Annotated in this window: 26 protein-coding genes; 18 read left to right on the top strand and 8 right to left on the bottom strand. The window is 67.3% G+C overall.

The genetic code is table 11. The features are described 5' to 3' along the window. The first annotated feature begins 25 nt into the window (after positions 1-25). Positions 26-1,297, top strand: coding sequence for an ATP-binding protein (locus AV521_RS22575; RefSeq protein ID WP_076090305.1), 1,272 nt, complete (start codon positions 26-28; stop codon positions 1,295-1,297). Positions 1,298-1,321: 24 nt separating this feature from the next. Here AV521_RS22575 and AV521_RS22570 read toward each other — a convergent pair whose 3' ends face one another. Continuing rightward, positions 1,322-1,828, bottom strand: a complete 507-nt coding sequence (locus AV521_RS22570) for a GtrA family protein (RefSeq protein ID WP_076090304.1) — start codon at positions 1,826-1,828, stop codon at positions 1,322-1,324. A 182-nt stretch (positions 1,829-2,010) separates the two neighbouring features. On the opposite strand from AV521_RS22570, the gene AV521_RS22565 reads away from it, so the two are divergent. The 3 genes from AV521_RS22565 to AV521_RS22555 are packed head-to-tail and all read left to right on the top strand — an operon-like array spanning position 2,011 to position 4,862. Then, a complete protein-coding gene (locus AV521_RS22565; RefSeq protein WP_076090303.1) occupies positions 2,011-3,150 on the top strand; it encodes a 5-(carboxyamino)imidazole ribonucleotide synthase in 1,140 nt (379 codons plus the stop codon). Further along, on the top strand, positions 3,147-3,668 hold the full coding sequence (gene purE, locus AV521_RS22560) for a 5-(carboxyamino)imidazole ribonucleotide mutase (protein WP_076090302.1): 522 nt from the start codon (positions 3,147-3,149) through the stop codon (positions 3,666-3,668). The genes AV521_RS22565 and purE overlap by 4 nt, the downstream gene beginning before the upstream one ends. Positions 3,669-3,674: 6 nt before the next feature. Then, positions 3,675-4,862: a dipeptidase gene (locus AV521_RS22555; RefSeq protein WP_076090301.1), complete on the top strand. Its 1,188-nt coding sequence runs from the start codon at positions 3,675-3,677 to the stop codon at positions 4,860-4,862. Here the strand turns inward: AV521_RS22555 and AV521_RS22550 are convergent. Further along, the gene (locus AV521_RS22550; protein ID WP_076090300.1) at positions 4,802-5,950 is read right to left on the bottom strand and encodes an alkene reductase; all 1,149 of its coding nucleotides are present in this window, start codon (positions 5,948-5,950) and stop codon (positions 4,802-4,804) included. The genes AV521_RS22555 and AV521_RS22550 overlap by 61 nt on opposite strands. Before the next feature lie 62 nt (positions 5,951-6,012). On the opposite strand from AV521_RS22550, the gene AV521_RS22545 reads away from it, so the two are divergent. After that, a complete protein-coding gene (locus tag AV521_RS22545; RefSeq protein ID WP_076090299.1) occupies positions 6,013-6,372 on the top strand; it encodes a MerR family transcriptional regulator in 360 nt (119 codons plus the stop codon). A gap of 40 nt (positions 6,373-6,412) precedes the next feature. Here AV521_RS22545 and AV521_RS22540 read toward each other — a convergent pair whose 3' ends face one another. Both AV521_RS22540 and AV521_RS22535 read right to left on the bottom strand, forming a co-directional pair. After that, positions 6,413-6,799 (bottom strand): VOC family protein, encoded by a 387-nt coding sequence (locus tag AV521_RS22540; protein WP_076090298.1) that lies wholly within the window; start codon positions 6,797-6,799, stop codon positions 6,413-6,415. Between the two features lie 21 nt (positions 6,800-6,820). Beyond that, positions 6,821-7,180, bottom strand: coding sequence for a VOC family protein (locus AV521_RS22535; protein ID WP_076090297.1), 360 nt, complete (start codon positions 7,178-7,180; stop codon positions 6,821-6,823). Positions 7,181-7,263: 83 nt separating this feature from the next. On the opposite strand from AV521_RS22535, the gene AV521_RS22530 reads away from it, so the two are divergent. Then, positions 7,264-7,770: a CGNR zinc finger domain-containing protein gene (locus AV521_RS22530; protein ID WP_076090296.1), complete on the top strand. Its 507-nt coding sequence runs from the start codon at positions 7,264-7,266 to the stop codon at positions 7,768-7,770. Positions 7,771-7,877: 107 nt separating this feature from the next. On the opposite strand, the gene AV521_RS22525 is transcribed toward AV521_RS22530, so the two are convergent. Continuing rightward, the gene (locus tag AV521_RS22525; RefSeq protein ID WP_076090295.1) at positions 7,878-9,221 is read right to left on the bottom strand and encodes a UDP-glucose/GDP-mannose dehydrogenase family protein; all 1,344 of its coding nucleotides are present in this window, start codon (positions 9,219-9,221) and stop codon (positions 7,878-7,880) included. Positions 9,222-9,401: 180 nt separating this feature from the next. Here AV521_RS22525 and AV521_RS22520 point away from each other — a divergent pair, with 180 nt between their 5' ends. Continuing rightward, the gene (locus AV521_RS22520) at positions 9,402-10,559 is read left to right on the top strand and encodes an acyl-CoA dehydrogenase family protein (protein ID WP_107480980.1); all 1,158 of its coding nucleotides are present in this window, start codon (positions 9,402-9,404) and stop codon (positions 10,557-10,559) included. Positions 10,560-10,758: 199 nt separating this feature from the next. Here AV521_RS22520 and AV521_RS22515 read toward each other — a convergent pair whose 3' ends face one another. Beyond that, on the bottom strand, positions 10,759-11,934 hold the full coding sequence (locus AV521_RS22515) for a site-specific integrase (RefSeq protein ID WP_076090294.1): 1,176 nt from the start codon (positions 11,932-11,934) through the stop codon (positions 10,759-10,761). A gap of 145 nt (positions 11,935-12,079) precedes the next feature. On the opposite strand from AV521_RS22515, the gene AV521_RS22510 reads away from it, so the two are divergent. The 9 genes from AV521_RS22510 (at position 12,080) to AV521_RS22460 (ending at position 19,765) form a co-directional block, all read left to right on the top strand. Beyond that, a complete protein-coding gene (locus AV521_RS22510; RefSeq protein WP_076090293.1) occupies positions 12,080-12,631 on the top strand; it encodes a hypothetical protein in 552 nt (183 codons plus the stop codon). Between the two features lie 21 nt (positions 12,632-12,652). Then, on the top strand, positions 12,653-12,871 hold the full coding sequence (locus tag AV521_RS22505; RefSeq protein WP_305965182.1) for a helix-turn-helix domain-containing protein: 219 nt from the start codon (positions 12,653-12,655) through the stop codon (positions 12,869-12,871). 1,293 nt (positions 12,872-14,164) lie between these two features. Further along, positions 14,165-14,887, top strand: coding sequence for a hypothetical protein (locus AV521_RS22500; RefSeq protein ID WP_076090291.1), 723 nt, complete (start codon positions 14,165-14,167; stop codon positions 14,885-14,887). A gap of 104 nt (positions 14,888-14,991) precedes the next feature. After that, on the top strand, positions 14,992-15,285 hold the full coding sequence (locus AV521_RS22495; protein ID WP_143658636.1) for a hypothetical protein: 294 nt from the start codon (positions 14,992-14,994) through the stop codon (positions 15,283-15,285). Between the two features lie 306 nt (positions 15,286-15,591). Continuing rightward, entirely contained in the window at positions 15,592-16,134 is a 543-nt protein-coding gene (locus AV521_RS52740; RefSeq protein ID WP_076090288.1) for an HNH endonuclease, read from the top strand. A gap of 1,334 nt (positions 16,135-17,468) precedes the next feature. Then, positions 17,469-17,723 (top strand): hypothetical protein, encoded by a 255-nt coding sequence (locus tag AV521_RS22475; RefSeq protein WP_076090286.1) that lies wholly within the window; start codon positions 17,469-17,471, stop codon positions 17,721-17,723. Beyond that, a complete protein-coding gene (locus tag AV521_RS22470; protein WP_076090285.1) occupies positions 17,695-18,210 on the top strand; it encodes a DUF6879 family protein in 516 nt (171 codons plus the stop codon). Before AV521_RS22475 ends, AV521_RS22470 begins: the two co-directional genes overlap by 29 nt. A 14-nt stretch (positions 18,211-18,224) precedes the next feature. After that, positions 18,225-19,073, top strand: coding sequence for a helix-turn-helix transcriptional regulator (locus AV521_RS22465; RefSeq protein WP_076090284.1), 849 nt, complete (start codon positions 18,225-18,227; stop codon positions 19,071-19,073). Between the two features lie 329 nt (positions 19,074-19,402). Further along, positions 19,403-19,765, top strand: a complete 363-nt coding sequence (locus AV521_RS22460) for a four-helix bundle copper-binding protein (RefSeq protein WP_076090283.1) — start codon at positions 19,403-19,405, stop codon at positions 19,763-19,765. A gap of 66 nt (positions 19,766-19,831) precedes the next feature. On the opposite strand, the gene AV521_RS22455 is transcribed toward AV521_RS22460, so the two are convergent. Beyond that, positions 19,832-21,160, bottom strand: a complete 1,329-nt coding sequence (locus AV521_RS22455; protein ID WP_079249361.1) for an LCP family protein — start codon at positions 21,158-21,160, stop codon at positions 19,832-19,834. A gap of 119 nt (positions 21,161-21,279) precedes the next feature. Between AV521_RS22455 and AV521_RS22450 the strand changes: the two genes are divergently transcribed. Continuing rightward, the gene (locus AV521_RS22450) at positions 21,280-21,828 is read left to right on the top strand and encodes an acyl-CoA thioesterase (RefSeq protein ID WP_076090281.1); all 549 of its coding nucleotides are present in this window, start codon (positions 21,280-21,282) and stop codon (positions 21,826-21,828) included. A 104-nt stretch (positions 21,829-21,932) separates the two neighbouring features. Here the strand turns inward: AV521_RS22450 and AV521_RS22445 are convergent, their stop codons facing one another. Next, positions 21,933-23,300: an LCP family protein gene (locus AV521_RS22445; protein WP_076090280.1), complete on the bottom strand. Its 1,368-nt coding sequence runs from the start codon at positions 23,298-23,300 to the stop codon at positions 21,933-21,935. Positions 23,301-23,551: 251 nt separating this feature from the next. Between AV521_RS22445 and AV521_RS22440 the strand changes: the two genes are divergently transcribed. Then, positions 23,552-24,595 carry a glycosyltransferase family 2 protein gene (locus AV521_RS22440; RefSeq protein WP_076090279.1) on the top strand — a complete coding sequence of 348 codons (1,044 nt, stop codon included), beginning with the start codon at positions 23,552-23,554 and terminating at the stop codon, positions 24,593-24,595. The last annotated feature ends 82 nt before the right edge of the window (positions 24,596-24,677 follow it).

Raw genomic sequence — 24,677 nt, 5'->3', positions numbered from 1 at the left:
CAGCGATCACCCCAGGTAACGGAACATGCGTCGACGTCTCATCCAGTCCACCCTCGCCGTCGTCCTCGTCGTGATCGGCGTCTTCGGCATCTCGCTGGTGATCGTCGAGTCGCGGACGATCAGCAACAGCGCTCAGGAGCGGGTGGATTCCGAGGCGGTACGGCTGGCCAGCATCGTGGACAGCAGGATCCTCGCCGCGGAGAACGTCAACGCGGAGGTGCTGCGCAACCCGGTCAGCAAGGACCAGTACGCGGTGATCCGCATGCCGGGCCATGACCCGATCGAGATCGGCACCAAGCCACAGGGTGACGTGATTCACGCCACCCAGCAGGGCGAGGAGGGCGAGACGGTCAGCGTGCAGGAGCCGCGCTCCGCGGTGACCCGCGAGGTCGGCCGGACCCTGCTGGTCATCGGTCTGGTGGCGCTGCTCGCGGTGGTCGCTGCCGTCCTGCTCGCGGTACGGCAGGCCAATCGGCTCGCCTCCCCGCTGACCGACCTCGCGGAGACCGCCGAGCGGCTCGGCTCCGGCGACCCCCGCCCCCGGCACAAGCGGTACGGCGTCCCCGAGCTGGACCGGGTCGCCGATGTGCTGGACTCCTCCGCCGAGCGCATCGGCCGCATGCTGACGGCCGAGCGGCGGCTGGCCGCCGATGCCTCCCACCAGCTGCGCACCCCGCTGACCGCGCTGTCCATGCGGCTTGAGGAGATCACCCTCACCGACGACCCGGACATCGTGAAGGAAGAGGCGAACGTCGCGCTCACCCAGGTCGAGCGGCTCACGGACGTGGTCGAGCGGCTGCTGACGAACTCCCGCGACCCGCGCACCGGCTCCGCCGTCACCTTCGACCTGGACGAGGTCATCCAGCAGCAGCTCGCCGAGTGGCGGCCCGCCTACCGCAGCTCCGGCCGGGCCATCGTCAGCTCCGGCAAGCGGCATCTGCAGGCCGTCGGCACGCCGGGGGCGGTCGCCCAGGTACTGGCCGCGCTGATCGAGAACTCCCTGATGCACGGTGGCGGCACGGTCGCGCTGCGCACCCGGGTCACCGGCAACCAGGCCGTGGTCGAGGTCACCGACGAGGGTCCCGGTGTCCCGGCCGACCTCGGCGCGCGGATCTTCGAGCGGACGATCAGCGGACGGAACTCCACAGGGATCGGCCTGGCCGTCGCCCGGGATCTCGCCGAGGCCGACGGCGGTCGCCTGGAACTCCTCCAGGCCCAGCCGCCGGTCTTCGGCCTGTTCCTCTCGCGTACACCGCCGACCCGCAAAGCGGAGGAGGACCGGCCAACGGTTCGCTGAGCCGGTCCTCCCACGAAGTGCCGGTTACGGAACGCGCTGGGACTTCGGCTCGGGCTCGGAGTGCGGCCTCTTCGACTCGGCCACCAGGATGGACTCCGCCTCCTGCGCCGGCTGCACACGGAACACCCAGGTGCGGTACGACCAGAAACGGAACAGGGTCGCGATGCCGATGCCGGCGAACTTGGAGATGTTGCTCTGCAGCGAGCTGTCCAAGCCGAGACCGTAGGTCGCCAGGTACAGCACGCCGTTCTCGATCACCAGGCCGATCGCGCTGAAGAGGAGGAACAGCGTGAGTTCCTTGGTGCGGCCGCTCTTCTCGCGGTCCCGGTACGTCCAGTAGCGGAAGCCCACGTAGTTGAACGCGATCGCGACCACCGTCGCGATGATGCTTGCGCGCACGACCGGCAGGTCGGACACGTGGCGTACCAGGTTGAACACGCCGAGATTGACGAAGATGCCCGCAACGCCGACGGTGCCGAACTTGGCCACCTCGCGTCCGAGCCGTCGCAGCCCCGAGGAACGAGGTTCCATGGCCGTGCAGCTCCCGTCGGTAGGTTTTGTCAGCCCCGCCATGCTAACCAGACGGAGTAGCCGACGCCTCCGGACTGGGTCATAACCCGGAAACAGGTCGGAAAGAGCGTGGAAAGTGGCGGGTAAGAGATCGTCCGAGGGACGTGATCCGGTCCCCTCGGCGTGGCCGATACGCTAGGGGTGTGACGTTCCCGGTAGTCGGCATGGTCGGCGGGGGGCAGCTCGCGCGTATGACGCACGAGGCGGGCATCCCGTTGGGCATCAGGTTCAAGCTCCTCAGTGACACCCCTCAGGATTCCGCGGCGCAGGTCGTGAGCGATGTCGTCATCGGCGACTATCGCGATCTGGACACGCTGCGGGATTTCGCGCGCGGCTGTGACGTGATCACCTTCGATCACGAGCATGTGCCGACCGAGCACCTCAGGGCCCTGGAGGCGGACGGCATCCCCGTGCGCCCGGGGCCCGACGCGCTGGTGCACGCCCAGGACAAGGGCGTGATGCGGGCGAAGCTCGACGCGATCGGCATCCCGTGCCCGCGGCACCGGATCGTCACCGACCCGGAGGACGTGGTCCGGTTCGCGGCCGAGGGGGACGGCTTCCCGGTCGTGCTGAAGACCGTCCGCGGCGGCTACGACGGCAAGGGCGTGTGGGTCGTGGAGACCCCCGAGGAAGCGACCGACCCGTTCCGGGCCGGCGTCCCGGTCCTGGCCGAGGAGAAGATCGACTACGTCCGGGAGCTGGCCGCCAACGTCGTACGGTCCCCGCACGGCCAGGCCGTCGCCTACCCGGTGGTGGAGTCCCGGCAGGTCGACGGCGTCTGTGACACGGTCATAGCCCCGGCCCCGGACCTGGACGACTCCCTCGCGCTGCAGGCCGAGCGGATGGCCCTTACCATCGCCAAGGAGCTCGACGTCGTCGGGCATCTCGCGGTCGAGCTGTTCCAGACCCTCGACGGCCGCATCCTCGTCAACGAACTCGCCATGCGCCCGCACAACTCCGGTCACTGGACCCAGGACGGCGCGATCACCTCGCAGTTCGCCAACCATGTCCGCGCGGTCCTCGACCTCCCGCTCGGCGACCCGCGCCCGCGCGCCAGGTGGACCGTGATGGTCAACGTCCTCGGCGGCGACTACCCGGACATGTACTCGGCCTACTTGCACTGCATGGCCCGCGACCCCCAGCTCAAGATCCACATGTACGGCAAGGACGTGAAGCCCGGCCGCAAGGTCGGACACGTCAACACCTACGGCGACGACCTGGACGACGTGCTGGAGCGCGCCCGTCACGCAGCCGGCTATCTGAGAGGCACGATCACCGAATGAGCCCTGTTGTTGGCATCGTCATGGGGTCGGACTCCGACTGGCCCGTCATGGAGGCCGCCGCCAAGGCGCTGGACGAGTTCGAGATCGCCTACGAGGTCGACGTCGTCTCCGCGCACCGCATGCCCCGTGAGATGGTCACGTACGGCGAGCAGGCCGCCGACCGCGGTCTGAAGGTGATCATCGCCGGTGCGGGCGGCGCCGCCCATCTGCCGGGCATGCTGGCCTCGGTGACCCCGCTGCCGGTCATCGGTGTGCCGGTGCCGCTGAAGTACCTCGACGGCATGGACTCGCTGCTGTCCATCGTGCAGATGCCGGCCGGTGTGCCGGTCGCCACGGTCTCCGTCGCCGGTGCCCGCAACGCGGGCCTGCTCGCGGCCCGTATCCTCGCCACGCACGACGAGGAACTGCTGCACAAGATGCGCGACTTCCAGCAGGACCTCAACGACCAGGCCACCGAGAAGGGCAAGCGGCTGCGCGCCAAGGTCGAGGGGTCGAGCGGCTTCGGCTTCGGGAAGTAAGACGTAATGACCTCACTGGACGAAGCACGGTCCCTGCTGCGCGAGTTCCCGGTGGTCGACGGCCACAACGACCTGCCGTGGGCGCTGCGCGAACAGGTCCGCTACGACCTCGACGCCCGCGACATCTCCGGACACCAGGACGCCCATCTGCACACCGACATCCCGCGGCTGCGCGAGGGCGGGGTCGGGGCGCAGTACTGGTCGGTGTATGTGCGCTCGGACCTTCCGGGAGCGGTGCCGGCGACCCTCGAACAGATCGACTGCGTACGGCAGTTGATCGCCCGTAACCCCGCCGACCTGCGGGCCGCGCTGACCGCCGCCGACATGGAGGCGGCGCGGGCGGAGGGCCGTATCGCCTCCCTGATGGGCGCGGAGGGCGGGCACTCGATCGACAACTCCCTCGGCACCCTGCGCGGTCTGTACGAGCTGGGCGTGCGCTACATGACGCTCACCCACAACGACAACAACGACTGGGCGGACTCGGCGACCGACGAGCCGAAGGTGGGCGGCCTGTCGGCCTTCGGCCGCGAGGTGGTCCGGGAGATGAACCGCCTCGGCATGCTGGTCGACCTGTCCCATGTGGCGCCCACGACGATGCGCGCCGCGCTGGACGCCACGTCCGCGCCGGTGATCTTCTCGCACTCCTCCGCCCGCGCGGTGTGCGACCACCCGCGCAACATCCCTGACGACGTGCTGGAGCGGCTGCCCGCTAACGGTGGTGTGGCGATGGTGACGTTCGTGCCGAAGTTCGTGCTCCAGGCGGCCGTCGCGTGGACGACGGCGGCCGACGAGAACATGCGCGCCCACGGCTTCCACCACCTCGACACCAGCGCCGAGGCGATGAAGGTGCACCACGCGTTCGAGGAGCGCACTCCGCGTCCGATCGCCACGGTGTCGACGGTGGCGGACCATCTGGACCACATGCGCGAGGTGGCCGGCATCGACCACCTGGGCATCGGCGGCGACTACGACGGCACCGCGTTCACCCCGGACGGCCTCAGCGACGTCTCCGGCTACCCGAACCTGCTCGCCGAGCTGCTGGACCGCGGCTGGTCCAGGGCCGATCTGGCCAAGCTGACCTGGCAGAACGCGGTGCGGGTGCTGGGCGCGGCGGAGGACGTGGCCCGTGATCTTCAGGCCACGCGCGCGCCGTCCAACGCCACCATCGAGTCACTCGACAGCGGCGCCGCCTGACCGCCGAGGGCGGGGTAGTCGTTGTAACCGGCGGCCCCGCCCACGTACATGAAGTACCGGTCCCGGACCGGGTTGAGGGGTGCGCCGAGGCGCAGCCGCTCGACCAGGTCCGGGTTGGCGAGGAACGGCCGGCCGAGCGCCACCAGGTCGGCACCGGCCGCCAGCAGCTCCCGTACGGCGTGGGTGACGGCCTCGGTGGTCAGGTCGGTCAGGTCCGGGTTGCCGATCAGGACGCCCGGCCAGTCGGCGCGGATCCGCCGGTACCAGCCGGTGGCCGGGTCGGAGCGCACCAGGTGAAGATAGGCGAGGTCCAGCCCCTTCAGCCGGTCGAGGAGCGCGGCGTACAGGCCGTCGGTGTCGTCCTCGCGGACACCGTTGACGGTCGAGGCGGGGGAGACGCGGATGCCCACCCGGTCCGCGCCGATCGCGTCGGCCACCGCCTCGGTCACCTCCGCCGCGAACCGCACCCGCCGCTCGACAGAGCCGCCGTAGGCGTCCGTACGACGGTTGGTGTTGTCCGCGAGGAACTGGTGCAGCAGCATCCCGTTCGCCGAGTGCACCTCCACGCCCTCGAAGCCCGCCTCGACGGCCCGGCGCGCGGCGGCGGAGAAGTCGGCGATCGTGGCGCGGATGTCGTCCGCCGTCATCTCCCGTGGGACGACGGCCGGCTGGTGCCCGCCGGGCGTGAAGATCGTCTCCGGCAGTGGCACAGGGGACGGGGCGACCGGGGTGAGTCCCGTGGTCGCCGGATGGCTGACCCGCCCGCCGTGCTGAAGCTGGAGGAACATCCGCCCGCCGCCCGCCCGCACCGCGTCGGTGACCCGCCGCCAGCCTTCTTGATGCCGGTCGGTGTGGATCGCGGTGATGTCCGGGTACGTCTGCCCGACCGGGTTCGGCGTGGAGCCCTCGGCGATGATCAGCCCGGCCGAGGCGCGCTGGGCGTAGTGGGTCACCATCAGATCGGTCGGGGTGCCGTCGGCCTCGGCGCGGTTCCGGGTGAGCGGGGCCATCACCAGACGGTGGGGGAGATCGAACCGGCCGAGCCGGGCGGGAGACAGGAAGTCCGTGGAGTGCGTTGTCTGCGTCATGCCGGCACGGTAGAACTTGACACTGATGTCAGATTCAAGCCCTCTTCCCGGCGGAGACGGACATGCGGATCGGTGAACTGGCCCGGCGCACCGGCGTGAGCGAGCGCTCGCTGCGCTACTACGAGGCCCAGGGGCTGCTCACCGCCGAGCGCACCCCGGGCGGCCATCGCGACTACCCGGAGCGCGCCGTCGACCGGGTCATCCGGATCCAGGAGCTGTACGCGGCCGGGCTGCACAGCGAGAAGATCCGGCAGCTGCTGCCCTGCATGCGCGACCGCGACGGCGGACCCTCCTCGGTCGCGACCCCCCGGCTGGTCGCCGACCTCACCGCCGAACGCGACCGCATCGACCGCATGATCGCCGACCTCAGACGCTCCCGGGAGACCTTGGACGAGGTGATCCGGACAGCCCGGGAGGCCTGACGACCGCGGAGCCGGACAGGCCCTGGGCGAGTCCTTCCGGCTACTCGATCCGGCACAGACAGAACGGATGCCCGGCCGGATCCGCGTACACCTGGAAGTCCTTGGTCTCCCGGTCCTCCAGGTCCAGCGGCCGCGCCCCCAGCGCGAGCACCCGCTCATGGGCCGCGTCGACATCCGCCCAGGTCGGGCCCGCGTCGAAGTCGACATGGAACTGCTGGCCGTTGCGGTCCGCGCGGGGCCACTCCGGCGGGGTGTACCCCTCGACCCGCTGGAAGCCCAGCCGCGGCCCGTCCGGCACCTGCAGCACGACCCACTCGTCGTCCTCGGCCTGCGGGCTGCCCCCGGCCACCGCCGCGTAGAAGGCGGCCAGCGCATGCGGATCGGGGCAGTCGAGCACGACGTTACGAAAACGGGCGACCGGCGTCATGATGTCCTCCTCCGGGTCGGCTCAGCAGGCACAGAGGCAGAACGGGTGCCCCGCGGGGTCGGCGTACACACGGAAGGTCCGCTCCCGGTCCTCGGCGTCCAGCGGCCGCGCCCCCAGCTCCAGCACGCCCTTCTCGGCCGCGTCCAGGTCCTCCACCGTCAGGTCCAGATGGAACTGCTGGGACTCCAGCGGTGCGGGCCACTTCGGCGGCACATACCCCGGCGCCCGCTGGAAGGCCAGCGCCGGCCCCCCGGGCACCGCCAGGTCCACCCACCCACCGTCTCCCTCCACCGTGCCGCCCAGCACCCCGGCGTAGAAACCGGCCAGCGCACGGGGATCGGGACAGTCCAGCACCACGACACCGAGCTTGGCGAGAGCCATGACTACCTCCTCGGGTTACCCATAGCGGCGGGCAACCGGTAACGGTTACTGCATGCTCCCGCACTGGAGGTAACGTCGCAAGCATGAATGAGAGATCGGCCGCCCCCGGAGCGCTGGCGCTGGTCGAGTCCCTGGTCAACACGCTGGACATCGAGACGAGCCATGACTCGCTCGCCACGGCGGACGGCCGGGCGCGCCTCGGGGTCGCCGCCGAGGAACTGGCCGAGGCGCGGGAGCTGCGGGAGTCGCTGCGGGCCGCGCTGCTCGCGCACGCCGGGCACCCGCCGCACCGCGAGGTGACCCCGCTCGGCGAGCTGCTGTCCCGTGCGCCGCTGTACGTCACCGTCGACGAGCGCGACGGCTCCGCGGCCCTCGCCCCCGCCCCGGACGCCCCGCTGCTCTCCCGTGTCGCCGCGGCCGTCGCCGAGGGACTGGCGGAAGGCACATGGATGCGGCTGAAGGCCTGCGAGGCCGACGACTGCCACTGGGCGTACTACGACCGCAGCCCGGCCGGACGCGGTCGCTGGTGCTCGATGCAGGTGTGCGGGGCGCGGGCGAAGATGCGGCGATACCGGGCCAAGGAGGGGTAAGACACAGGCAGTTCGGCGGCCGCGCCCGTGTCCGGTGGTGCAGAATGCGGAAAGACGCCGGTTCGGCCGACTGAGCCTCGGCCGAACCGGCGTCGTCCGTACCGCGGTTATGCCGTCGGACGGCCCATCGCCCGGTACGTCCAGCTCGCCCGCCGCCACAGCTCGGGGTCGAGGGCGTTGCGGCCGTCCAGGATCAGGCGGGCCGACGCGACCTCGCCGAGCGCCGCCGGGTCCAGCTCGCGGAACTCCCGCCACTCGGTGAGGTGGAGGACGGCGTCGGCGCCGCGTACCGCCTCCAGCGCCGAGTCGGCGTAGCCGAGGGTCGGGAAGACCTTGCGGGCGTTGGCCATGCCCTTCGGGTCGTACACGGTGACCTGGCCGCCCTGCAGGTGGATCTGGCCGGCCACGTTCAGCGCGGGCGAGTCGCGGACGTCGTCCGAGTCGGGCTTGAACGTGGCGCCGAGCACCGCGACCCGCTTGCCGAGGAAGGAGCCGCCGCCGAGCGCCTCCCGGGTCATCTCCACCATCTGGCCACGCCGGCGCATGTTGATGGAGTCGATCTCGCGCAGGAAGGTCAGCGCCTGGTCCGCGCCCAGCTCGCCCGCCCGCGCCATGAACGCCCGGATGTCCTTCGGCAGACAGCCGCCGCCGAAGCCGATCCCCGCGCGCAGGAACTTCGCCCCGATCCGGTCGTCGTGCCCGATGGCCTCCGCCAGCTTCGCCACGTCACCGCCGCCGGCCTCGCACACCTCCGCCATCGCGTTGATGAAGGAGATCTTCGTGGCGAGAAAGGAGTTCGCGGCCGTCTTCACCAGCTCGGCGGTCGGGAAGTCGGTGACGACGAACGGCGTGCCCTCGCCGATCGGGGTCGCGTACACCTCCCGCAGCAGCTTCTCGGCGCGCTCGCCGCGCACGCCCGCCACGATCCGGTCCGGGTGCAGGGTGTCCTGGACGGCGAACCCCTCGCGCAGGAACTCCGGGTTCCAGGCCAGCTCGGCGTCGCTGCCCGCCGGCGCGTGCTCGGACAGGTAGGCGGCGAGGCGATCGGCCGAGCCGACCGGCACGGTCGACTTGCCGACGACCAGGGCCGGACCGTGCAGATGCGGGGCGAGCGAGGAGATCGCGGAGTCGACGTACGACATGTCGCAGGCGTACTCGCCGTGCTTCTGCGGGGTGTTGACGCAGACGAAGTGCACATCGCCGAACGCGCCGACCTCGGCCCAGTCGGTGGTGAAGCGCAGCCGTCCCGTGGACCCCTCGAAACCGGCGACATGCCTGCGCAGCAGCTCTTCGAGACCCGGCTCGTACATCGGGGTCTCGCCGCGCTCCAGCATGGCGATCTTCTCCGGTACGACATCGAGCCCCAGCACCTCGAAGCCCAGCTCGGCCATGGCCGCGGCGTGCGTGGCGCCCAGGTAACCGGTGCCGATCACGGTGATCTTCAGGCTCATGGATGTGCTCCAGATCGGGTACGTCGGTGATGCGGAGCCGAGCATAGTCGGGCCGTCCACCGGGCAATTTCCCCGCTGTCGCGTAGCTCACGTAGGCGTGCTGCGGGCTGGCCTCTAAAATTTGAGTTACTTAACGGTAATTAGCGTCACTATCACTGCGTCTTTGGAGCGTGAGACACCGTGGCCGGATCGGCTGACTTCGACCTGTACCGCCCGTCCGAGGAGCACGACATGCTCCGCGACGCCGTCCGCTCCCTGGTCGAGGCGAAGATCGCGCCGTACGCCGCGGCCGTGGATGAGGAGGCCCGCTTCCCGCAGGAGGCCCTCGACGCCCTCGTCGCGGGCGACCTGCACGCGGTACACGTCCCCGAGGAGTACGGCGGCGCCGGCGCCGACGCGCTCGCCACGGTCATCGTGATCGAGGAGGTGGCCCGCGCCTGCGTCTCCTCCTCCCTGATCCCGGCCGTGAACAAGCTGGGCTCGCTCCCGGTGATCCTCTCCGGCGGCGAGGAACTGAAGAAGAAGTACCTGACCCCGCTCGCCAAGGGCGACGCGATGTTCTCGTACTGCCTCTCCGAGCCGGAGGCGGGCTCCGACGCGGCCGGCATGAAGACCAAGGCCGTCCGCGACGGCGACCACTGGATCCTCAACGGCGTCAAGCGCTGGATCACCAACGCCGGCGTCTCCGAGTACTACACGGTCATGGCCGTGACCGACCCGGAGAAGCGCTCCAAGGGGATCTCCGCCTTCGTCGTCGAGAAGTCGGACGAGGGCGTCTCCTTCGGCGCCCCGGAGAAGAAGCTCGGCATCAAGGGCTCCCCGACCCGCGAGGTCTACTTCGACAACGTCCGCATCCCCGCCGACCGCATGATCGGCGAGGAGGGCACGGGCTTCATGACGGCCATGAAGACCCTGGACCACACCCGCATCACCATCGCCGCGCAGGCGCTCGGTGTCGCGCAGGGCGCCTTCGACTACGCCAAGGGCTATGTCCACGAGCGCAAGCAGTTCGGCAAGGCGATCGCCGACTTCCAGGGCATCCAGTTCATGCTCGCCGACATGTCGATGAAGATCTCGGCGGCCCGCGCCCTCACCTACCAGGCCGCCGCCGCCTCCGAGCGCGGCGATGCCGACCTCACCTACCTGGGGGCCGCCGCCAAGTGTTTCGCCTCGGACGTGGCGATGGAGGTCACCACGGACGCCGTCCAGCTGCTCGGCGGCTACGGCTACACCCGTGACTACCCGGTGGAGCGCATGATGCGCGACGCCAAGATCACCCAGATTTATGAGGGCACGAACCAAGTTCAGCGGATCGTGATGGCAAGGAACCTTCCCTAGCAGGGTTTTTGCAGGTCAGAAGCTGTTTCGAAGGTCCGGAGGGACCCCCTCGGCTTTCTGCCCGTTGCGGCCCGATCAGGGCCGTTCCTGGGCGTCATGCTGGGGGAATCCTGGGCAGATGCCGGACTGAAAACAGCCACTGACCTGCACAAACAACACAGCCCCCGGCGCGACGCCGGGGGCTGTTGTCGTACGCGTATCAGGCGACCTCTGATGCCTCCGTCGGGTCGTCGGCGCCGGGCGTCAACATCGTCGCGATGGCGGCCCGACCGCGCTGCTCGGCCCCTTCGAAGATGTAGTGGTAGTGCTCCCTCAGCACGTCCGTACTGCTGTGGCCCATCCAGTCGGCCACATCGTTCTCGGGGACTCCGGCGTACAGCAGCCGCGACCCGTAGTAGTGCCGGAGTGAGTGCGCCTTGCAGTACTTCACCTGTCCCTTGCCCAGAGCCTCCATCCAGATCTTCGGGTAGAAGTACGACGCGTAGAGGTAGCCGGTCCGCGTCACGTTGGGGAAGAGAAGCCGCTCCGGCCCCCATACGCCGTGGTTCTTGATGTGCCGCCGAAGCTCGAAGGCGACGTTCGGCGGGAGGGGGACGGAACGCCCTGGCTCGCCTTCGTCACGAGCCTTGATGTGCCGACGCTGGATCGCGCTGTTCTTGCCCGACTCGGTGTCTCCGTCCTCCGCAATCTGGAAGTCGACCCGAAGCGTCTCGGCCTTGAAGTCGATCTGATCGCGGGACACTGCCATGGCCTCACCCAACCGCAGGCCGCACCCGGCCATGAGCCACAGCATCGCGCGGTATCGCGGAGGAGCGGCATCCAGCATCGCCAGAACTTCCCGCGTTGTGAGCCGCCTTGCGGTGCTCTTCTGCTCCCGGATCTCCTTGGCGCGGCTGCCCGCGCCCTTGACCTTCTTGCACGGGTTCCGGCCGACGATCTCGTTGACGACAGCCCAGTCCATCATCCCGGAGAAGAACGAGAACCGCTGACGCCGTGTGCGGGCGGACAGCTTCCGGTCCTGCTCCATCCACAAGAGCCACTGCTCAACATCAGCGACCTTCAGGGACACGATGGAACGGGCCTTGAAGAACGGCTCAATGGTCGTGTTGAGGATCGACCGGTACTGCTTCTTGGTGCTGTTCTCCAGCTTCCTTTGATTCGTCCACTGCTCCCACACGGCCGTCAAGGGCTGCTTGCCCAAGCGGTCGTCCAGGTAGGTCCCGGCGTCGAGTTCCTGCTCCTTGCGCTTGCGCTGGTCGTCAGCCCGCTTCTTGGTCTCGAACGTCTTCTGTCGTTGCTTGCCGTCCGGGTCGTACCAGAACGTCGTCCACTTCTTCGGGTCGTCCTTTGACCGCGCAACCCAAGCCCTTGCCACTGAAGCGGCCCCCTCCTGCTGCTGCCGACGTACGGGCCCGCCCCGTCGTCGCGCCGGTCACTCCCCGGCGTTTCAAGTTTGGCCATGGGCCACCCTGGGTTGTCAACACAGGGTGGAACCCCCTGGGTGTGCTAACTTGAGCGATATGGAAGCGGATGACGGCGGGTTCGAGATCACTCAGCAGCAAGGCGCCTGGGTGGTCCGCATGTGGTGGCCAGTGGGGCCGGTCAACGGGGGACCACAGCGGATCACCATCGAGCCGGCCGAAGATGCCCCTGCTCGTGAGCTGGCGCGGGGCATCTCGACCACCGTCCTGCGCAGGCTCGATGTAGCCGCAGCCTTGGAGTTGGCCAAGCAGGCTCCCGAAGCCCAGCGGACGTTGGAGGAGGTGGCAGGGAAGCTGAATGGGATGGGAGAGGCGGCGGGGCTCGCCCTGGAGGGAGAAGGCGTCTCAGGGCGGTACTTGGCCTTGCTTGTTGCCACGTACACCGCCATGGCGGATTTTGGGGCTCCTGCGCCCATTCCGTGGCTGGCACGGCTCATCGGTCGGCGACCTGAGACGGTGAAGGATCACCTGAAGCGGGCCAGAAGGGACGGCTTCCTGACCACAGTTGCCGGTAAGGCGGGTGGAGAGTTGACGGACAAGGCCACAGCAGTACTTGAGGAAATGGCTGAAGCAGGTAGCCAAGGCGGCTGAACTACCTAGCACTTCATACGCATGAGCCCCCGAGGGTCTTCGGGGGCTTTCTTGTTTCTTGGAGGACGGATGACGCTAGCCAAGCTGATGACCGTTGATGACGTAGCCGACTATCTCAACAAGCCTCGTTCCTGGGTGTACGGGAACTGGAAGGCCGAACAGATCCCGTTCCGGAAGGTAGGGCAGTCCCTCCGCTGCCGACCGGTCGACTTGGAAAAGTGGCTGGACGACCAGAACTGAAGAACCGCGAGAAGTGAATGCCCCCGAGGCAAACCGGGGGCTTTTCTGTTTCCGACGCGAGGATGGAATGGCAGCAGTAGAAACGAAGCGCGTTCAATTGATCTGCGCATGGTGCAAGGAGGAATGGACGTTCCTCCGCCCCAAAGGGAGGCGTGGGGCAAACCCGGTGACGAATCCAAATCACCCCCAGTGCGGAGTGAAGCGACAGAACCAGAACCGCGCTATCCGTCGCCAGCAAGAGCGTCAGGGAATCGCCTACGAAGCGTGGAACATCCGCCCACCGGCCGCAGCGGACAACCTGACAGTGCAGGAAGAATCCGTCCGACAGGATGTTGTCGAACGACCTTGGTGGCGCAGTTGCCCGTCGACAGATCTCCATGAGGGAAATCATCGTTACCTCTGGGACGAGTGGCGGAGCGATGACAAGACCGACGTAGACAGCACTTTTATGTACTCAAACGAGGAAGACCGGAAGGCAGTAGAGAGATGGTTTCAGGACAGTCGGGCCGCCAAGATAGGGGACTACCTGGGCCAGACAGCGAGACGGGATCGGAAGATAGCCGTCATCGGTTCTGCTCGCCCTTGGAGAGAGGCGAACCGGCCTGGGACACTCCTGTGCACGAGGGGACCCGTGGAACGCATGGAACCGTTCGTCATCGGCGAGTGAGGACGGGGCCTGTCCGATTTTTTATAGGAGTGAGGGAGCTTTCCCTTGGAGTTGGCGTTCACTGGGCGGTGAACCGTCGACGCGGACGAGAGTCCGGGCCTGTCTGAAGTCCAGAGCATGTTGTGAAGGTGCTCGAATGCAGCTCTGCGGATACCTGCCTGTGAGACACAGCAGTGACAACACAGAGTCAGTCCCACACCCTGTGAAGTAAATGTGCGGGGTAAGGGACCTGTCTTCTCTTACGTTGTCCTGTTGTGAGTTATAGGGCGGCCTGAGAGCGGCCCTTCTCTCTACTACATCTTCTTCTCTCGTTAAGTTCTCTAGGGGGTGTCGCAATGAGCGACGCAGAACCTTTTCCGAGGCCATGCCGGCCGCCAGAGCTGAAGGATCGTGAGAGTGAATACCCCGGGATTTACCGAATAGCCAAGGAGAAGAACGATGAACGATGACCCGATGCGCGCAATGATCCGAGACGAGATCTTGAAGGCGATGCAAGAGGCTAGGGCCCGCGCAGTACACGCGGGACGATCTCGCCCATATGTCGCCGAAGCAGATTGCCCAGGCCCGACGCGAGGGCCATTTTGACGACCTACTGTTCGGCCGTAACTGAAATTCGAGGAGACCCGATGCCCATCATTCACAGGGGATTTGACCTGTCTGCATTCCAGCTGTCTGACGAGACTCTGGAATTGATTCGCAAGCGCGACGAGCTGGAGGAACGCCACCGCGAGTACAGAATGGTGAATGCGGACTGCGCTCGCCAGTACATCGATGACAGCCACGGCCGCACTACTCGTGATTACTACGTTCCCGCATTGCGCAAGGCGGATAAGGAACTCAGGGAGCAGGAGATGCAGGCCGTAGCTGACGGCAGACCGCTTCCCGATCGGGATGAGTATCTGGCCGAGGTCCGTTCCAGGGGCAAGGAGTATGAGCGGGTAGAGCCTGCCCTGGCCCGTGCTGTGGAGCAGGCCGAATCCGCAGTAACAGACGCCATTGCGAAGGAACTGCCGGAACTGGCCCGCCAGGGGTTCGAGCAGTCTGAGCGTGCGCTGAAGCAGTACCGGGCAGCAATCACCAAGGCAGAAGCGGCCCGCGCACAGTTGGCAGGTAGCGTCAGCCGGTTTCTGTGGGCCACAACTGCGGGTGAGCTGACCCGACCGAAGTGGCGTGGATTCTCGGGGGCTCTTGGGGAAGAGGTGAATGCCTGGCGGACCACGTCAGACGGCCGACTCACCTTCGAGAGCGCCAAGGATTTGGGGCTCATCGATCCGTATCGAGGCAACGGGCTGAGTTCGGAGACTTCGTCGCAACGCCTGAGGAAGATGCCGTCTGACAATCGCTGTTGAACCGGCCCCCTGCATGTAGCAGGGGGCCTTTGTTTTGCTTGAGAGGTGATGAGATGCCGAAGTTCCGAAACCCGAATAGTCCCCATTCCAGATATAGGGGTGTGGTGGAGCTGCCTTCCGGCCACGGGCTTCCCGTGCCGGACATGCCGGCTGTCCGGGACTGGACGGAGGCTGAACGGGATCAGTGGCGGCAGTGGTGGGAGTCTCCGCAAGCCGCCATGTGGGACGAGTCGTTCATCCCGACCGTGGCTGTGATGCTCACCTACTTCGGCACCATCCTTGATGGCACTGCCACCAGCACTCATCAGATGGAGTTCCGTCACCTTGCCGGGGCCCTAGGCCTCACCGCAGAGGGCATGAAGCGCCTCGGCTGGGCCTTCGAGGGAGATGCTCAGTGAGTGCCCGGCGAGCCACCAAGGCTGGGGCAGCCACCGCGCACGACGGCCAGCACAGGCCCGGTGTCCAGTGCCCTTGGGTCGACCCTCAGTGCCCTAGCTGCCTCCTGGAGTTCTCCGTGGACATTGCCTGGCTGGCGACCGGCAAGGACCGCCCGTGGGAGGACGACGACCACCACCACGTGCCCTCTCGGTGCTTCGAGTGTCAGAGGGAGTAGCCAACTGAGTGTCAGTGCCCAGAGATAGGGTCCGCTCCGAGATCGTGGGAGGGGAAAAGTGGCACGGAAGTCGTTCTATCTCTGGGTACACATGATGGTTCTCACAGCCCACAACGGCCGCTGTGTCTACTGCGGCGCAGAGTCCGAAGTGATGGACCACGTGATCCCGCTCGCAGGCGGAGGCAAGCACAGCACGCAGAACCTCGTGCCAGCCTGCGACGACTGCAACCAAAGCAAGTCAGATGCCCCCCTCCCGCAATGGATCATGCGCAGGGAGTTTCAGAAGATCACCTACCGGAGAGGAACTCCGCTCGGAGAGATACGGCTTCTGGAGAGCTACCAGGACGCACACCAGGAGTGCGTCAGGACCATTCGGCGCGTTGAAGCCGTCTGCCAAGAGCTGGCCGCCCCGGAACGCCGCCGATGGTTTGTCCAATCCTTCCCGGGTAAGCGCGCCCCTGACAATCGAGAGCAAATTCGTGATTTGCGTCTGTCATACACCGATCAGCTCCGGGAAGCTCACAGTCGAGACTTCACCACGGATCCAATCCGTTGGACTCGATCATCGAGTGACTTCGATGACATCATGGATGCCTTCTTTGGCAAAGCTAGCGCATCAAGCCCCACATTTTGATTGGCAAACGCGGTCGAAGGATGGCGCCCCCGTCGGGTCCTCAAAAAGGAATTCAAGATATTACCCCCAGGTGCTGACTGGCCACCAGTCATGCCTATGACCTGCGACGATGCATCTTTCATTACTCTCCGATTTCTCTCGCCACCGAGAATTCAAGCTATCGGAACGTTATTGGTATTCTCGGAATTCACTCCCGTATTTGATAAGGTGGATACATCGCTTCGCAGGGAATGAAATGCGGAGCGGTGGTCGCGCTGATGGACTGATTCCAGCGGGCCTGACTGCTTCTATCCAGTCGTATCTATTCCTGGGGGTTATTCGTCATGCGCAAAACGGTTCTTGTCCCGGTCGAGTACACCTTTTGCGATGCGCACATTGCGCGTGACGGTTCTGAGGTAGAGGCCACGTCATCTCTGACGCTGGGCAAAGACACGTGGCATCTGTGCTTGGAGCACGACGTCACATTCGGTCGTTACCTCTGCGATGCGTTGGGCGCTCCGTCTGAGAGTCAGATCACACCGAATGAACCTGAGCCCGTGACGGTTGTTGAGCCTGTCTCGGAGCCGGATAGCGTCAGTTCAACTGAGGCTGTCGCATACGGCTCAACTAATCGCGGCCATGACTGACCGCCGCCGCCCGTAGCGGGCGGGAGTCCAGGTCCCCCACAACTGCGGCAGGGGCTCTACTCGGCGCGAACGACCATGGCGAACGAGGTCCTGATACGTCGGAAACCGGCGTGACCAGAGCGGCCCGTGTGGCTCATGCACTCCACATCGACGGATGCCGACTCGGTGGAAGGTGTCGCCTTCCACTTGCAGTGCAGGCATTCAGCCTCAAAGGTCACGTCCGTATCCGGGTGCTCGGTGATCCTGTGCATCACGTACCGCATGGCCGTTCTGATGCTCACAGCCGGCCCCTACGGCGGGGTCTTGTAGTCAGGACACTTCGGGCTCCCGCACTCACACCGGGGCCAGCGCAAGGCCGAACTGGGCGCCATGTCGGTGCCTTCGGGGCCAGGATCGGCCTTGTGCACCATGAGCACGCCGCCTACGCCGAATGCATCGGAGAGACGGGATAGGAACTGTCGGGCCTCACTACTGCCCAGATGATCAGCCGGTTCGGTGCCCCGCGCCCTGCTTTCGCCCATCACACCGCGCCCTCCCGATCGTTTCCGCGTCGATGTGCCGACCGTAGGAAGTGACGACTGCCGGGCTCCACAAACTTGCACGAGCTTGCACGCCAATTCTCGTGGCTAGTAGCCATATTGACGCTGTCTCCACAGGTCAACGAAGCTGATGCAAGCCCGAGCAAGCACCTAGACCAGGGAGCCAGCCATGGCCGTAGAGTTCATCGGAATCGACCCCGACACGGACCGGGACCACTGCCCCACCGTGTGGGCAGACGCCGAAGCTCAGGAGATCTTGTTGCAGGGGTGGAAACCGAGCACGGAGACTCAGGCGGACTGCGAGGCAATCAGCCCCGCGAACGGTCCGGTGCCCGAGAACGAAGCCATCGTGAGGATTCCGGCCCGGATGATCCCGATGATCAGGGAGGCGTGTGATGCCGTCGAGCGTGCCCAGCTTCGCTGAGCTGCTTGGCCAGTGCGAGCGGTCCGCTGCCCACCTGGAGCTGCGTGACGCCTACGCACCAACGGATCGGTTCGAGGCATGGAAGCGGGGCGAGCGGATCAACTGGGAGGACCGCGAATCCTGGTGGCACCCCTACGACCAATTGATCACGGACACCGTGGCCCGAGGCGTGACCATTCGCCGAGCCCGGGTGGTCTCCGAGCCGGTATCGGATTACATCCGTTGGGAGCACTACGTCACTCGCGCCAACATCACGGCCGGTGAGGAAGTGCGGTGGTTGCCCCGGCGACGGGCCACGAGCATCCCTCTGCCAGGGAACGACTTCTGGCTGTTCGATGGTGCGCTGCTCCGGGTGCACCACTTCTCAGGTGACGGTGCGGTGGTGGAGGACGAGATTACGGCGGACTCAGAAGCCGTGAAGCTGTGCTCCGCCGCCTTCGAAGCAGTCTGGGAGCGAGCGATCCCGCACCACCTGTACAAGGTCTGACGAAAGCCAGCTCCGTGCCCACACACCCGTCTTCACGCGTTCAGCAGGCCCGCGAAGAGCTGGCCGGCCGTCTGCGTGAGATTCGGAAGGATGCGGGGATCAGCGGGCGGGAGCTGGCCGTCAGGTGCGGTTGGTCAGAGTCGAAGTCATCCAGGATCGAGAACGCGAAGACGCCTCCCTCCGATAGGGACATCAGAGCGTGGTGCCGAGCCTGCGCCGCTGATGATCAGGTCCCCGACTTGATCGCGGCTAACAGACAGTCCGCTGATGCTCACGTGCAGTGGAAACGACTCCAGCGGAGCGGCCTACGTCGCCTGCAAGAGTCGACAGGCGATCTGTACCAACAAACCAAGCTATTCCGGATCTACGTCTCCGACGTGATTCCCGGATTCCTCCAGACGCCCGGATACGCCACTGCGCTGCTGTCATCCATCGCAGACTTCCGAGGAACCCCGGATGACGTGAGTGACGCTGTGGCGGCCCGCATGAGGCGTAACGGGGTGCTGAGCAATGGCACACGCCGGTTCTCATTTGTACTGGAGGAGTCGGTGTTGCGGTACCGGCTGTGCAGCGCAGAGACGATGGCAGCGCAGCTTGGTCATCTGCTCGGGGTCATGGATCTCCAGAACGTTGCCGTGGGGATCGTCCCGTTCTCGACCCAGCGGACTATGTGGCCGATGCCCACCTTCACGATCTTCGACGACACCAGGGTGCACGCGGACACGCTGGATGCTGCTGCCACCCTCACGCAGCCCAGCCAGGTCGAGTTGTACGCCCGAGCCTTTGACCGGCTCTCGCAGGTGGCCGCGAGGGGAGCAGCGGCACGTTCCCTGATAGCGGATGCGGTGGCCTCCCTCACGTGACAAGCGATGTCGGTGCACCCCTCGGTGGTGATCATGGGGAAATGCTGGGGGAGTACCTGCTGAGGGGTATGTTCGTGCAGGTCAACGCCATATGACCTGTAAAGCACCCAGATCTACGAGGGCACCAACCAGGTCCAGCGGATCGTCATGGCCCGCAACCTGCCGTAGCGGCAAGGGAGTCACCCGCTCGTCGAAAGGCGCCCTCCGGGGCGCCTTTCCGCTGGCCGGGCACACCTGCCGACCGGTCGGTCACATGCGGGGCGGGCTGCGGGGACGTAGGACGGAAGCACACGGGACCCGTCCCGGGTCCCCGCCTCCGAGGAGGAGCCATGACCCAGCCCGGAACGATGACGCCCATGACCCAGCAGATGCAGGACTGCGTCAACGCCTGCATGGCCGCGCACACCATGTGCGAGGAGACCATGAGTTCCTGCATGCACAAGGGCGGCCAGGCCCAGATGCAGATCATGCGCGCGCTCATGGACTGCTCGGAGACGACCCGTATGTGCGCCGACATGATGATGCGCCGCTCGCCCATGTCGGGCGACATGTGCGCGATGTGTGCCAAGGCCTGCGACATGTGTGCCGACGCGTGTATGGCGATGCCGGACGACCCGCAGATGATGCGCTGCGCGGAGGCGTGTCGCCGTGCGGCGGAGATGTGCCGCGCCATGGCGGGCGCCAAGATGTGAAGCCTGCCCGGACGCGAGCGAGGGCACCCGCGCGGGTGCCCTCGACGTCGGTTTCGCCGGTGTCCGTCAGTTGCCCGAGACGGTGACCTTCTGGTCGTTGTTCAGCTCGTCCACCAGCGTCTTGACCTTCGCCTTGTCCCAGACGAGGTTGCCGCCGACGGAGCCGGAGATCGGCATGTTCAGGGACGTGCCGTCACCGCCCTGGACACCCTTCATGGCCCAGAACATCGAGGCCAGGTCCCACAGGGACATGTCCTTGTCGACGATCAGGGAGTCCAGGCCCGCGCCCATCACCGGGTAGAAGGTGAAGGGGTTGAGGACCGTCGACGGGGTGGCCACCTGGTGGGCCAGCGCCGACAGGAACTTCTGCTGGTTCTTGGTGCGCTGCAGGTCGGACGCGGCGAACGCGTGCCGGGTGCGGACGAAGGCGAGGGCCTGCTGGCCGTTCAGGGTCTGCTCGCCCGCCTGGAAGTCGGCGCCGGACCACTTGTCCTTGAAGCCCTTGTCGATGTTGATGTCGACACCGCCGACCGCGTCCACGATGTTCGCGAAGCCCTGGAAGCCGATCTCCACATAGTGGTCGATGTGCAGACCGGTGTTGGCCTCGATCGTGCGGACCAGCAGCGTCGGGCCGTCCTCGGCGTAGGTCGCGTTGAGCTTCTCCTGCCGGCCCCGCGCCGGGAAGATCTTCCCGGACGTGGAGCCCTTGTACGACGGGACGGTCACGTTCGAGTCGCGCGGCAGCGAGACCAGGGTGTCGCCGTTGTCACCGACGTGCAGGATCATCATCGAGTCGGTGCGCTTGCCCTCGGCGGAACCGGTGTGCAGCCGCTGCTCGTCCGCCTTGGACATGCCCTCGCGGCTGTCCGAGCCGACGATCAGGTAGTTGGTGCCGGAGCCTGAGGCCGGCCGGTCGATGACCTGAGACAGGTCGACCTCGCGGCGCAGCTTGGAGTCGGCCCAGAAGTAGGTCGCGACGGATGTGACGATGAGCACGGTCGCCAGCGTGATCACGGTCCACTTGATCCGGCGCCGCCAGTTCGGGCGCGGCCGGTACTGGGCGAGCTCCGGGTCCGGGTCGTTGTCGTTGGGCACGAAGCCACCGCCGCCGCGGCGGCCGCCGCCGTACACCTGCCCGGTGTTGTAGCCGCTGTCGTAGTCGGCGCCCTCGCCGTATCCCTGGCCGTCCACGTACGACGGCTGCTGCGGAACAGCGGTCCCGTACGGCGGTGCCGCCGGGCCGGGGTCGCCGTACGAGCGCTGCCCGGGCGGTACCGCCGGGCCGCGCCGCACCTGACGCATCGCGCGCGCACCCTCCGGCTGCGCGCCGGCGCTTCCGCGTCCGTACCGGGGTCCGCCATTGTTGTCGGACCATCCCTCGGGCCAGTCATTCATGCGCCTTAGTGTGCAGGGCTCGGCCGTGTGCCGTACAAGGGCTGTCGGAAAATAGGAGCGGCGCTGTTGCGAAGCCAACACAAATTCCGCGATTGTCACATCGGCATAAGGTGGAGGGCATGACAGACCAGGTCACGGACCCGGAACCGGACATCCCCGGCAAGCCGACGTCCGCCTCGCGCACCACCCTCAGCCACATCATGACCCACAACGACACCAACCTCCTGGGGACGGTGCACGGCGGGGTGATCATGAAGCTGGTCGACGACGCGGCGGGCGCCGTGGCGGGCCGGCACTCCGGCGGCCCCGCCGTCACCGCGTCCATGGACGAGATGGCCTTCCTGGAGCCGGTCCGCGTCGGTGATCTGGTTCATGTGAAGGCGCAGGTCAACTGGACCGGACGGACCTCCATGGAGGTCGGCGTACGGGTCCTCGCCGAGCGCTGGAACGAGTCGACCCCGGCCACCCAGGTCGGCTCCGCCTACCTGGTCTTCGCCGCCGTCGACGCCGACGGCAAGCCGCGCCCGGTGCCGCCGGTCGTCCCGGAGACCGACCGCGACCGCCGCCGCAACCAGGAGGCCCAGATCCGCCGCACCCACCGCCTGGCCCGCCGCCGCGCCATTCGCGAGCTGCGCGAGAAGAGGGCGGCGGAGGGGCTTCAGGACTAAGCACCCCGAGGGGCAGCGCCGGGAAGGGGCGCGGGGAACTGCGCGACCTGCCACGACGGTGCCGCAGACGATCGACGGACATCGCGGCACTCACAGCGAAGCGTTCAGCAGAGCACTTCGTCGCCGCGCAGCACGTTCTGCTGGGGTTGTGCCGGGTCGTCGAAGCGGACCTTGTGGACGTCCTTGAAGTCGGCTCCGGCGGTCACCTTCAGCAAGGGGCCCTGGCCCGGGGCCGGGTGCAGTTCGCTGCCCGGCAGGGCGGCGGCCAGGGCGCGGGCGGAGCGGTCCCAGCGGGGGTCGTAGAAGATCACTGAGTGCGGCACATGGGCGGGGGCGGTCACCGGCTGGCGGGTCGTGGCGAAGCCGGTCGCCGCGAGCGCCGCGTCGACGCGCCCCGCGAGGCCGACCGTACCGGTGCCGTTCGCCACCTGGACCCGGATCTGCCGCGGGTCCACGTCCACCGACGCCGGCGCGGGGGTGTGGGGGTGGTGCGGCTGGTCCGCGGTGAGCGGCTTGTCGTCGCGCAGGGCCGTGAAGAGCTGGTCCGCCTTGGCCTGGTCCCACTTCAGGGTCGAGCCGATGCCCTTGACGTCGTAGTTCATCTGCGCGATGGGCACGGTGGTGAACTCGGAGGAGGACGGGGAGAAGTCCCGCATGGCCCGGCCGAGGTCGAGCAGCTCGTCCGCGCCGAAGCCCTCGTCGGCGCGGACCGAGCCGAGCACCGCCCGGGTGACGTCGCGGAACCGCATCGGGTTCAGCAGCACCCCGGAGGAGGTGGCCCGCTCGATCAGCGCGGCCAGGAACTGCTGCTGCCGCTTCATCCGGCCCAGGTCGCTCGCTCCGTCGATGTGCCGGGCCCGCACGTACTGCAGGGCCTGCCCGCCGGTGAGGGTGTGGGTGCCGGGGGCGAGGTCGAGGCCGGTGTAGGAGTCCTTCAGCGGGGTCGCCGTACAGATCTTCACCCCGCCGAGGACGTCCACGGTCTTCATGAAACTGTTGAAGTCGACCTCCAGATAGTGGTCGATCTTCACATGGGTCATGTTCTCGACCGTACGGATCGTCAGCCCGGGGCCGCCCTCGGCATAGGCCGCGTTGAGCCTGATCGGATGCGATGCGTGCGGCTCCGCGGAGGTGTCGTCGGTGCGCTCGGGCACCTCGGCGAAGGAGTCGCGCGGCAGGCTCACCACGGTGGCCCGGTCCCGGTTCTCGGAGATGTGCACGATCATCATCGTGTCCGTGCAGTGGCAGGGCACCCCGCCCAGCCGGAACTGCCGCCGCTCCTGCTCGGTGATCTTGTCGCGGCCGTCGGTGCCGACCAGCAGCACGTTCGTGCCGTGGCCCGCGCTGGGCCGGTTCTTCATGTCCTTGAAGGCGTCGACCCGGGCGATGCCCGCGTCCAGGCTGCTGATCACCGCGTGCCCGATCCCGGCGGAGGCGAGCACCAGCACGGACAGCGTGGTCAACGCCCGCATCGCCCAGCGGGGCCGCCGCGGCGGTCGTACGGACCGCGCCGGCCGCGCGGGCGGGCGCGGCACACGGCGGGGCGGCTGCGGTCGGCGCTGCGGACGCGCGGGGGACCGGGGCGGGCTGGCCAAGAAGGACACCTCCGGACGAGGCCGTACGTGGGATCCGTGAGCACCGTAGGCCGATACGATCTCCAGCCCGGGGCTACGCCCCGGCGGCGCGCACCGGTGTCCCCCGTTCGCGGTAACGTGGGCCCCCTATGAACGCCAAGCCCGACGTGCGGCTCCCCGCTGTATCCGTGATCATGCCCGTTCTCAACGAGGAGCGGCACCTGCGCGGGGCCGTCCAAGCGATCCTCGCGCAGGAGTACGCCGGCGAGCTGGAGGTCGTCATCGCCCTCGGTCCGTCCACGGACCGCACGGACGAGATCGCGGCCGAGCTGGTGCACGAAACCGCATCCGACAAGAGCAAGCGCGTCCACACCGTCCCGAATCCCTCCGGCCGCACGCCCGCCGCGCTGAACGCCGCGATCAAGGCCTCCCGGCACCCGATCGTGGTCCGCGTCGACGGCCATGGCATGCTCTCGCCGAACTACATCGCCACCGCTGTCCGGCTCCTCACGGAGACGGGCGCGCAGAACGTCGGCGGCATCATGCACGCCGAGGGCGAGAACGACTGGGAGCACGCGGTCGCCGCCGCGATGACCTCGAAGATCGGTGTCGGCAACGCCGCCTTCCACACAGGTGGCGAGGCGGGCCCGGCCGAGACCGTCTACCTCGGCGTGTTTCGCCGCGAGGCCCTGGAGCAACAGGGCGGCTACAACGAGGAGTTCATCCGCGCCCAGGACTGGGAGCTGAACTTCCGGATCAGGGAGGCGGGCGGACTCGTCTGGTTCTCGCCCGAGCTGCGGGTGTCGTACCGGCCGCGGCCCTCGGTGCGGGCGCTGGCCAAGCAGTACAAGGACTACGGCCGCTGGCGGCACGTCGTGGCCCGCTACCACTCCGGCTCCATCAACCTGCGCTACCTCGCCCCGCCGACGGCGGTCTGCGCGATGGCGGCCGGGATCGTGGCCGGCGCGGCGCTCACCCCGTGGGGCCTCGTCGTCCCCGCAGGCTATCTGGCGGCCATCGCCGCGGGCTCCGTCCCGGCGGGCAAGGGGCTGCCCCTGAAGGCCCGGCTGCAGATCCCGGTGGCCCTGGCCACCATGCACATGTGCTGGGGCTGGGGCTTCCTGACCAGCCCGAAGTCGCTGGCGAAGAGGGTCATCGCGGCACGGCGCCCGGCGGTGCTCAGCTCGCACTGAAGCACGAAGCGCACCGACCTCAACGGCCCCTCCCGGCTTCTTGAGTTCTAGTGATCGTCGCAACACCCCAGCTCAGGGGATG

Origin of the sequence: Streptomyces sp. IMTB 2501 (genome assembly GCF_001953885.1) — a bacterium.
GTDB lineage: Bacteria > Actinomycetota > Actinomycetes > Streptomycetales > Streptomycetaceae > Streptomyces.
Note: the sequence above shows the minus strand (reverse complement) of the source record. Positions and strands in the feature narration are given on the sequence as shown.

Coding starts and splice junctions, on each gene's coding strand:
- AV521_RS22575 (WP_076090305.1), top strand. CDS start 26: ATGCGTCGACGTCTCATCCAGTCCACCCTCGCCGTCGTCCTCGTCGTG.
- AV521_RS22570 (WP_076090304.1), bottom strand. CDS start 1,828: ATGGAACCTCGTTCCTCGGGGCTGCGACGGCTCGGACGCGAGGTGGCC.
- purE (WP_076090302.1), top strand. CDS start 3,147: ATGAGCCCTGTTGTTGGCATCGTCATGGGGTCGGACTCCGACTGGCCC.
- AV521_RS22555 (WP_076090301.1), top strand. CDS start 3,675: ATGACCTCACTGGACGAAGCACGGTCCCTGCTGCGCGAGTTCCCGGTG.
- AV521_RS22550 (WP_076090300.1), bottom strand. CDS start 5,950: ATGACGCAGACAACGCACTCCACGGACTTCCTGTCTCCCGCCCGGCTC.
- AV521_RS22545 (WP_076090299.1), top strand. CDS start 6,013: ATGCGGATCGGTGAACTGGCCCGGCGCACCGGCGTGAGCGAGCGCTCG.
- AV521_RS22540 (WP_076090298.1), bottom strand. CDS start 6,799: ATGACGCCGGTCGCCCGTTTTCGTAACGTCGTGCTCGACTGCCCCGAT.
- AV521_RS22535 (WP_076090297.1), bottom strand. CDS start 7,180: ATGGCTCTCGCCAAGCTCGGTGTCGTGGTGCTGGACTGTCCCGATCCC.
- AV521_RS22530 (WP_076090296.1), top strand. CDS start 7,264: ATGAATGAGAGATCGGCCGCCCCCGGAGCGCTGGCGCTGGTCGAGTCC.
- AV521_RS22525 (WP_076090295.1), bottom strand. CDS start 9,221: ATGAGCCTGAAGATCACCGTGATCGGCACCGGTTACCTGGGCGCCACG.
- AV521_RS22510 (WP_076090293.1), top strand. CDS start 12,080: ATGGAAGCGGATGACGGCGGGTTCGAGATCACTCAGCAGCAAGGCGCC.
- AV521_RS22505 (WP_305965182.1), top strand. CDS start 12,653: ATGAGCCCCCGAGGGTCTTCGGGGGCTTTCTTGTTTCTTGGAGGACGG.
- AV521_RS22500 (WP_076090291.1), top strand. CDS start 14,165: ATGCCCATCATTCACAGGGGATTTGACCTGTCTGCATTCCAGCTGTCT.
- AV521_RS52740 (WP_076090288.1), top strand. CDS start 15,592: ATGATGGTTCTCACAGCCCACAACGGCCGCTGTGTCTACTGCGGCGCA.
- AV521_RS22475 (WP_076090286.1), top strand. CDS start 17,469: ATGGCCGTAGAGTTCATCGGAATCGACCCCGACACGGACCGGGACCAC.
- AV521_RS22470 (WP_076090285.1), top strand. CDS start 17,695: ATGCCGTCGAGCGTGCCCAGCTTCGCTGAGCTGCTTGGCCAGTGCGAG.
- AV521_RS22460 (WP_076090283.1), top strand. CDS start 19,403: ATGACCCAGCCCGGAACGATGACGCCCATGACCCAGCAGATGCAGGAC.
- AV521_RS22455 (WP_079249361.1), bottom strand. CDS start 21,160: ATGAATGACTGGCCCGAGGGATGGTCCGACAACAATGGCGGACCCCGG.
- AV521_RS22450 (WP_076090281.1), top strand. CDS start 21,280: ATGACAGACCAGGTCACGGACCCGGAACCGGACATCCCCGGCAAGCCG.
- AV521_RS22445 (WP_076090280.1), bottom strand. CDS start 23,300: ATGCGGGCGTTGACCACGCTGTCCGTGCTGGTGCTCGCCTCCGCCGGG.
- AV521_RS22440 (WP_076090279.1), top strand. CDS start 23,552: ATGAACGCCAAGCCCGACGTGCGGCTCCCCGCTGTATCCGTGATCATG.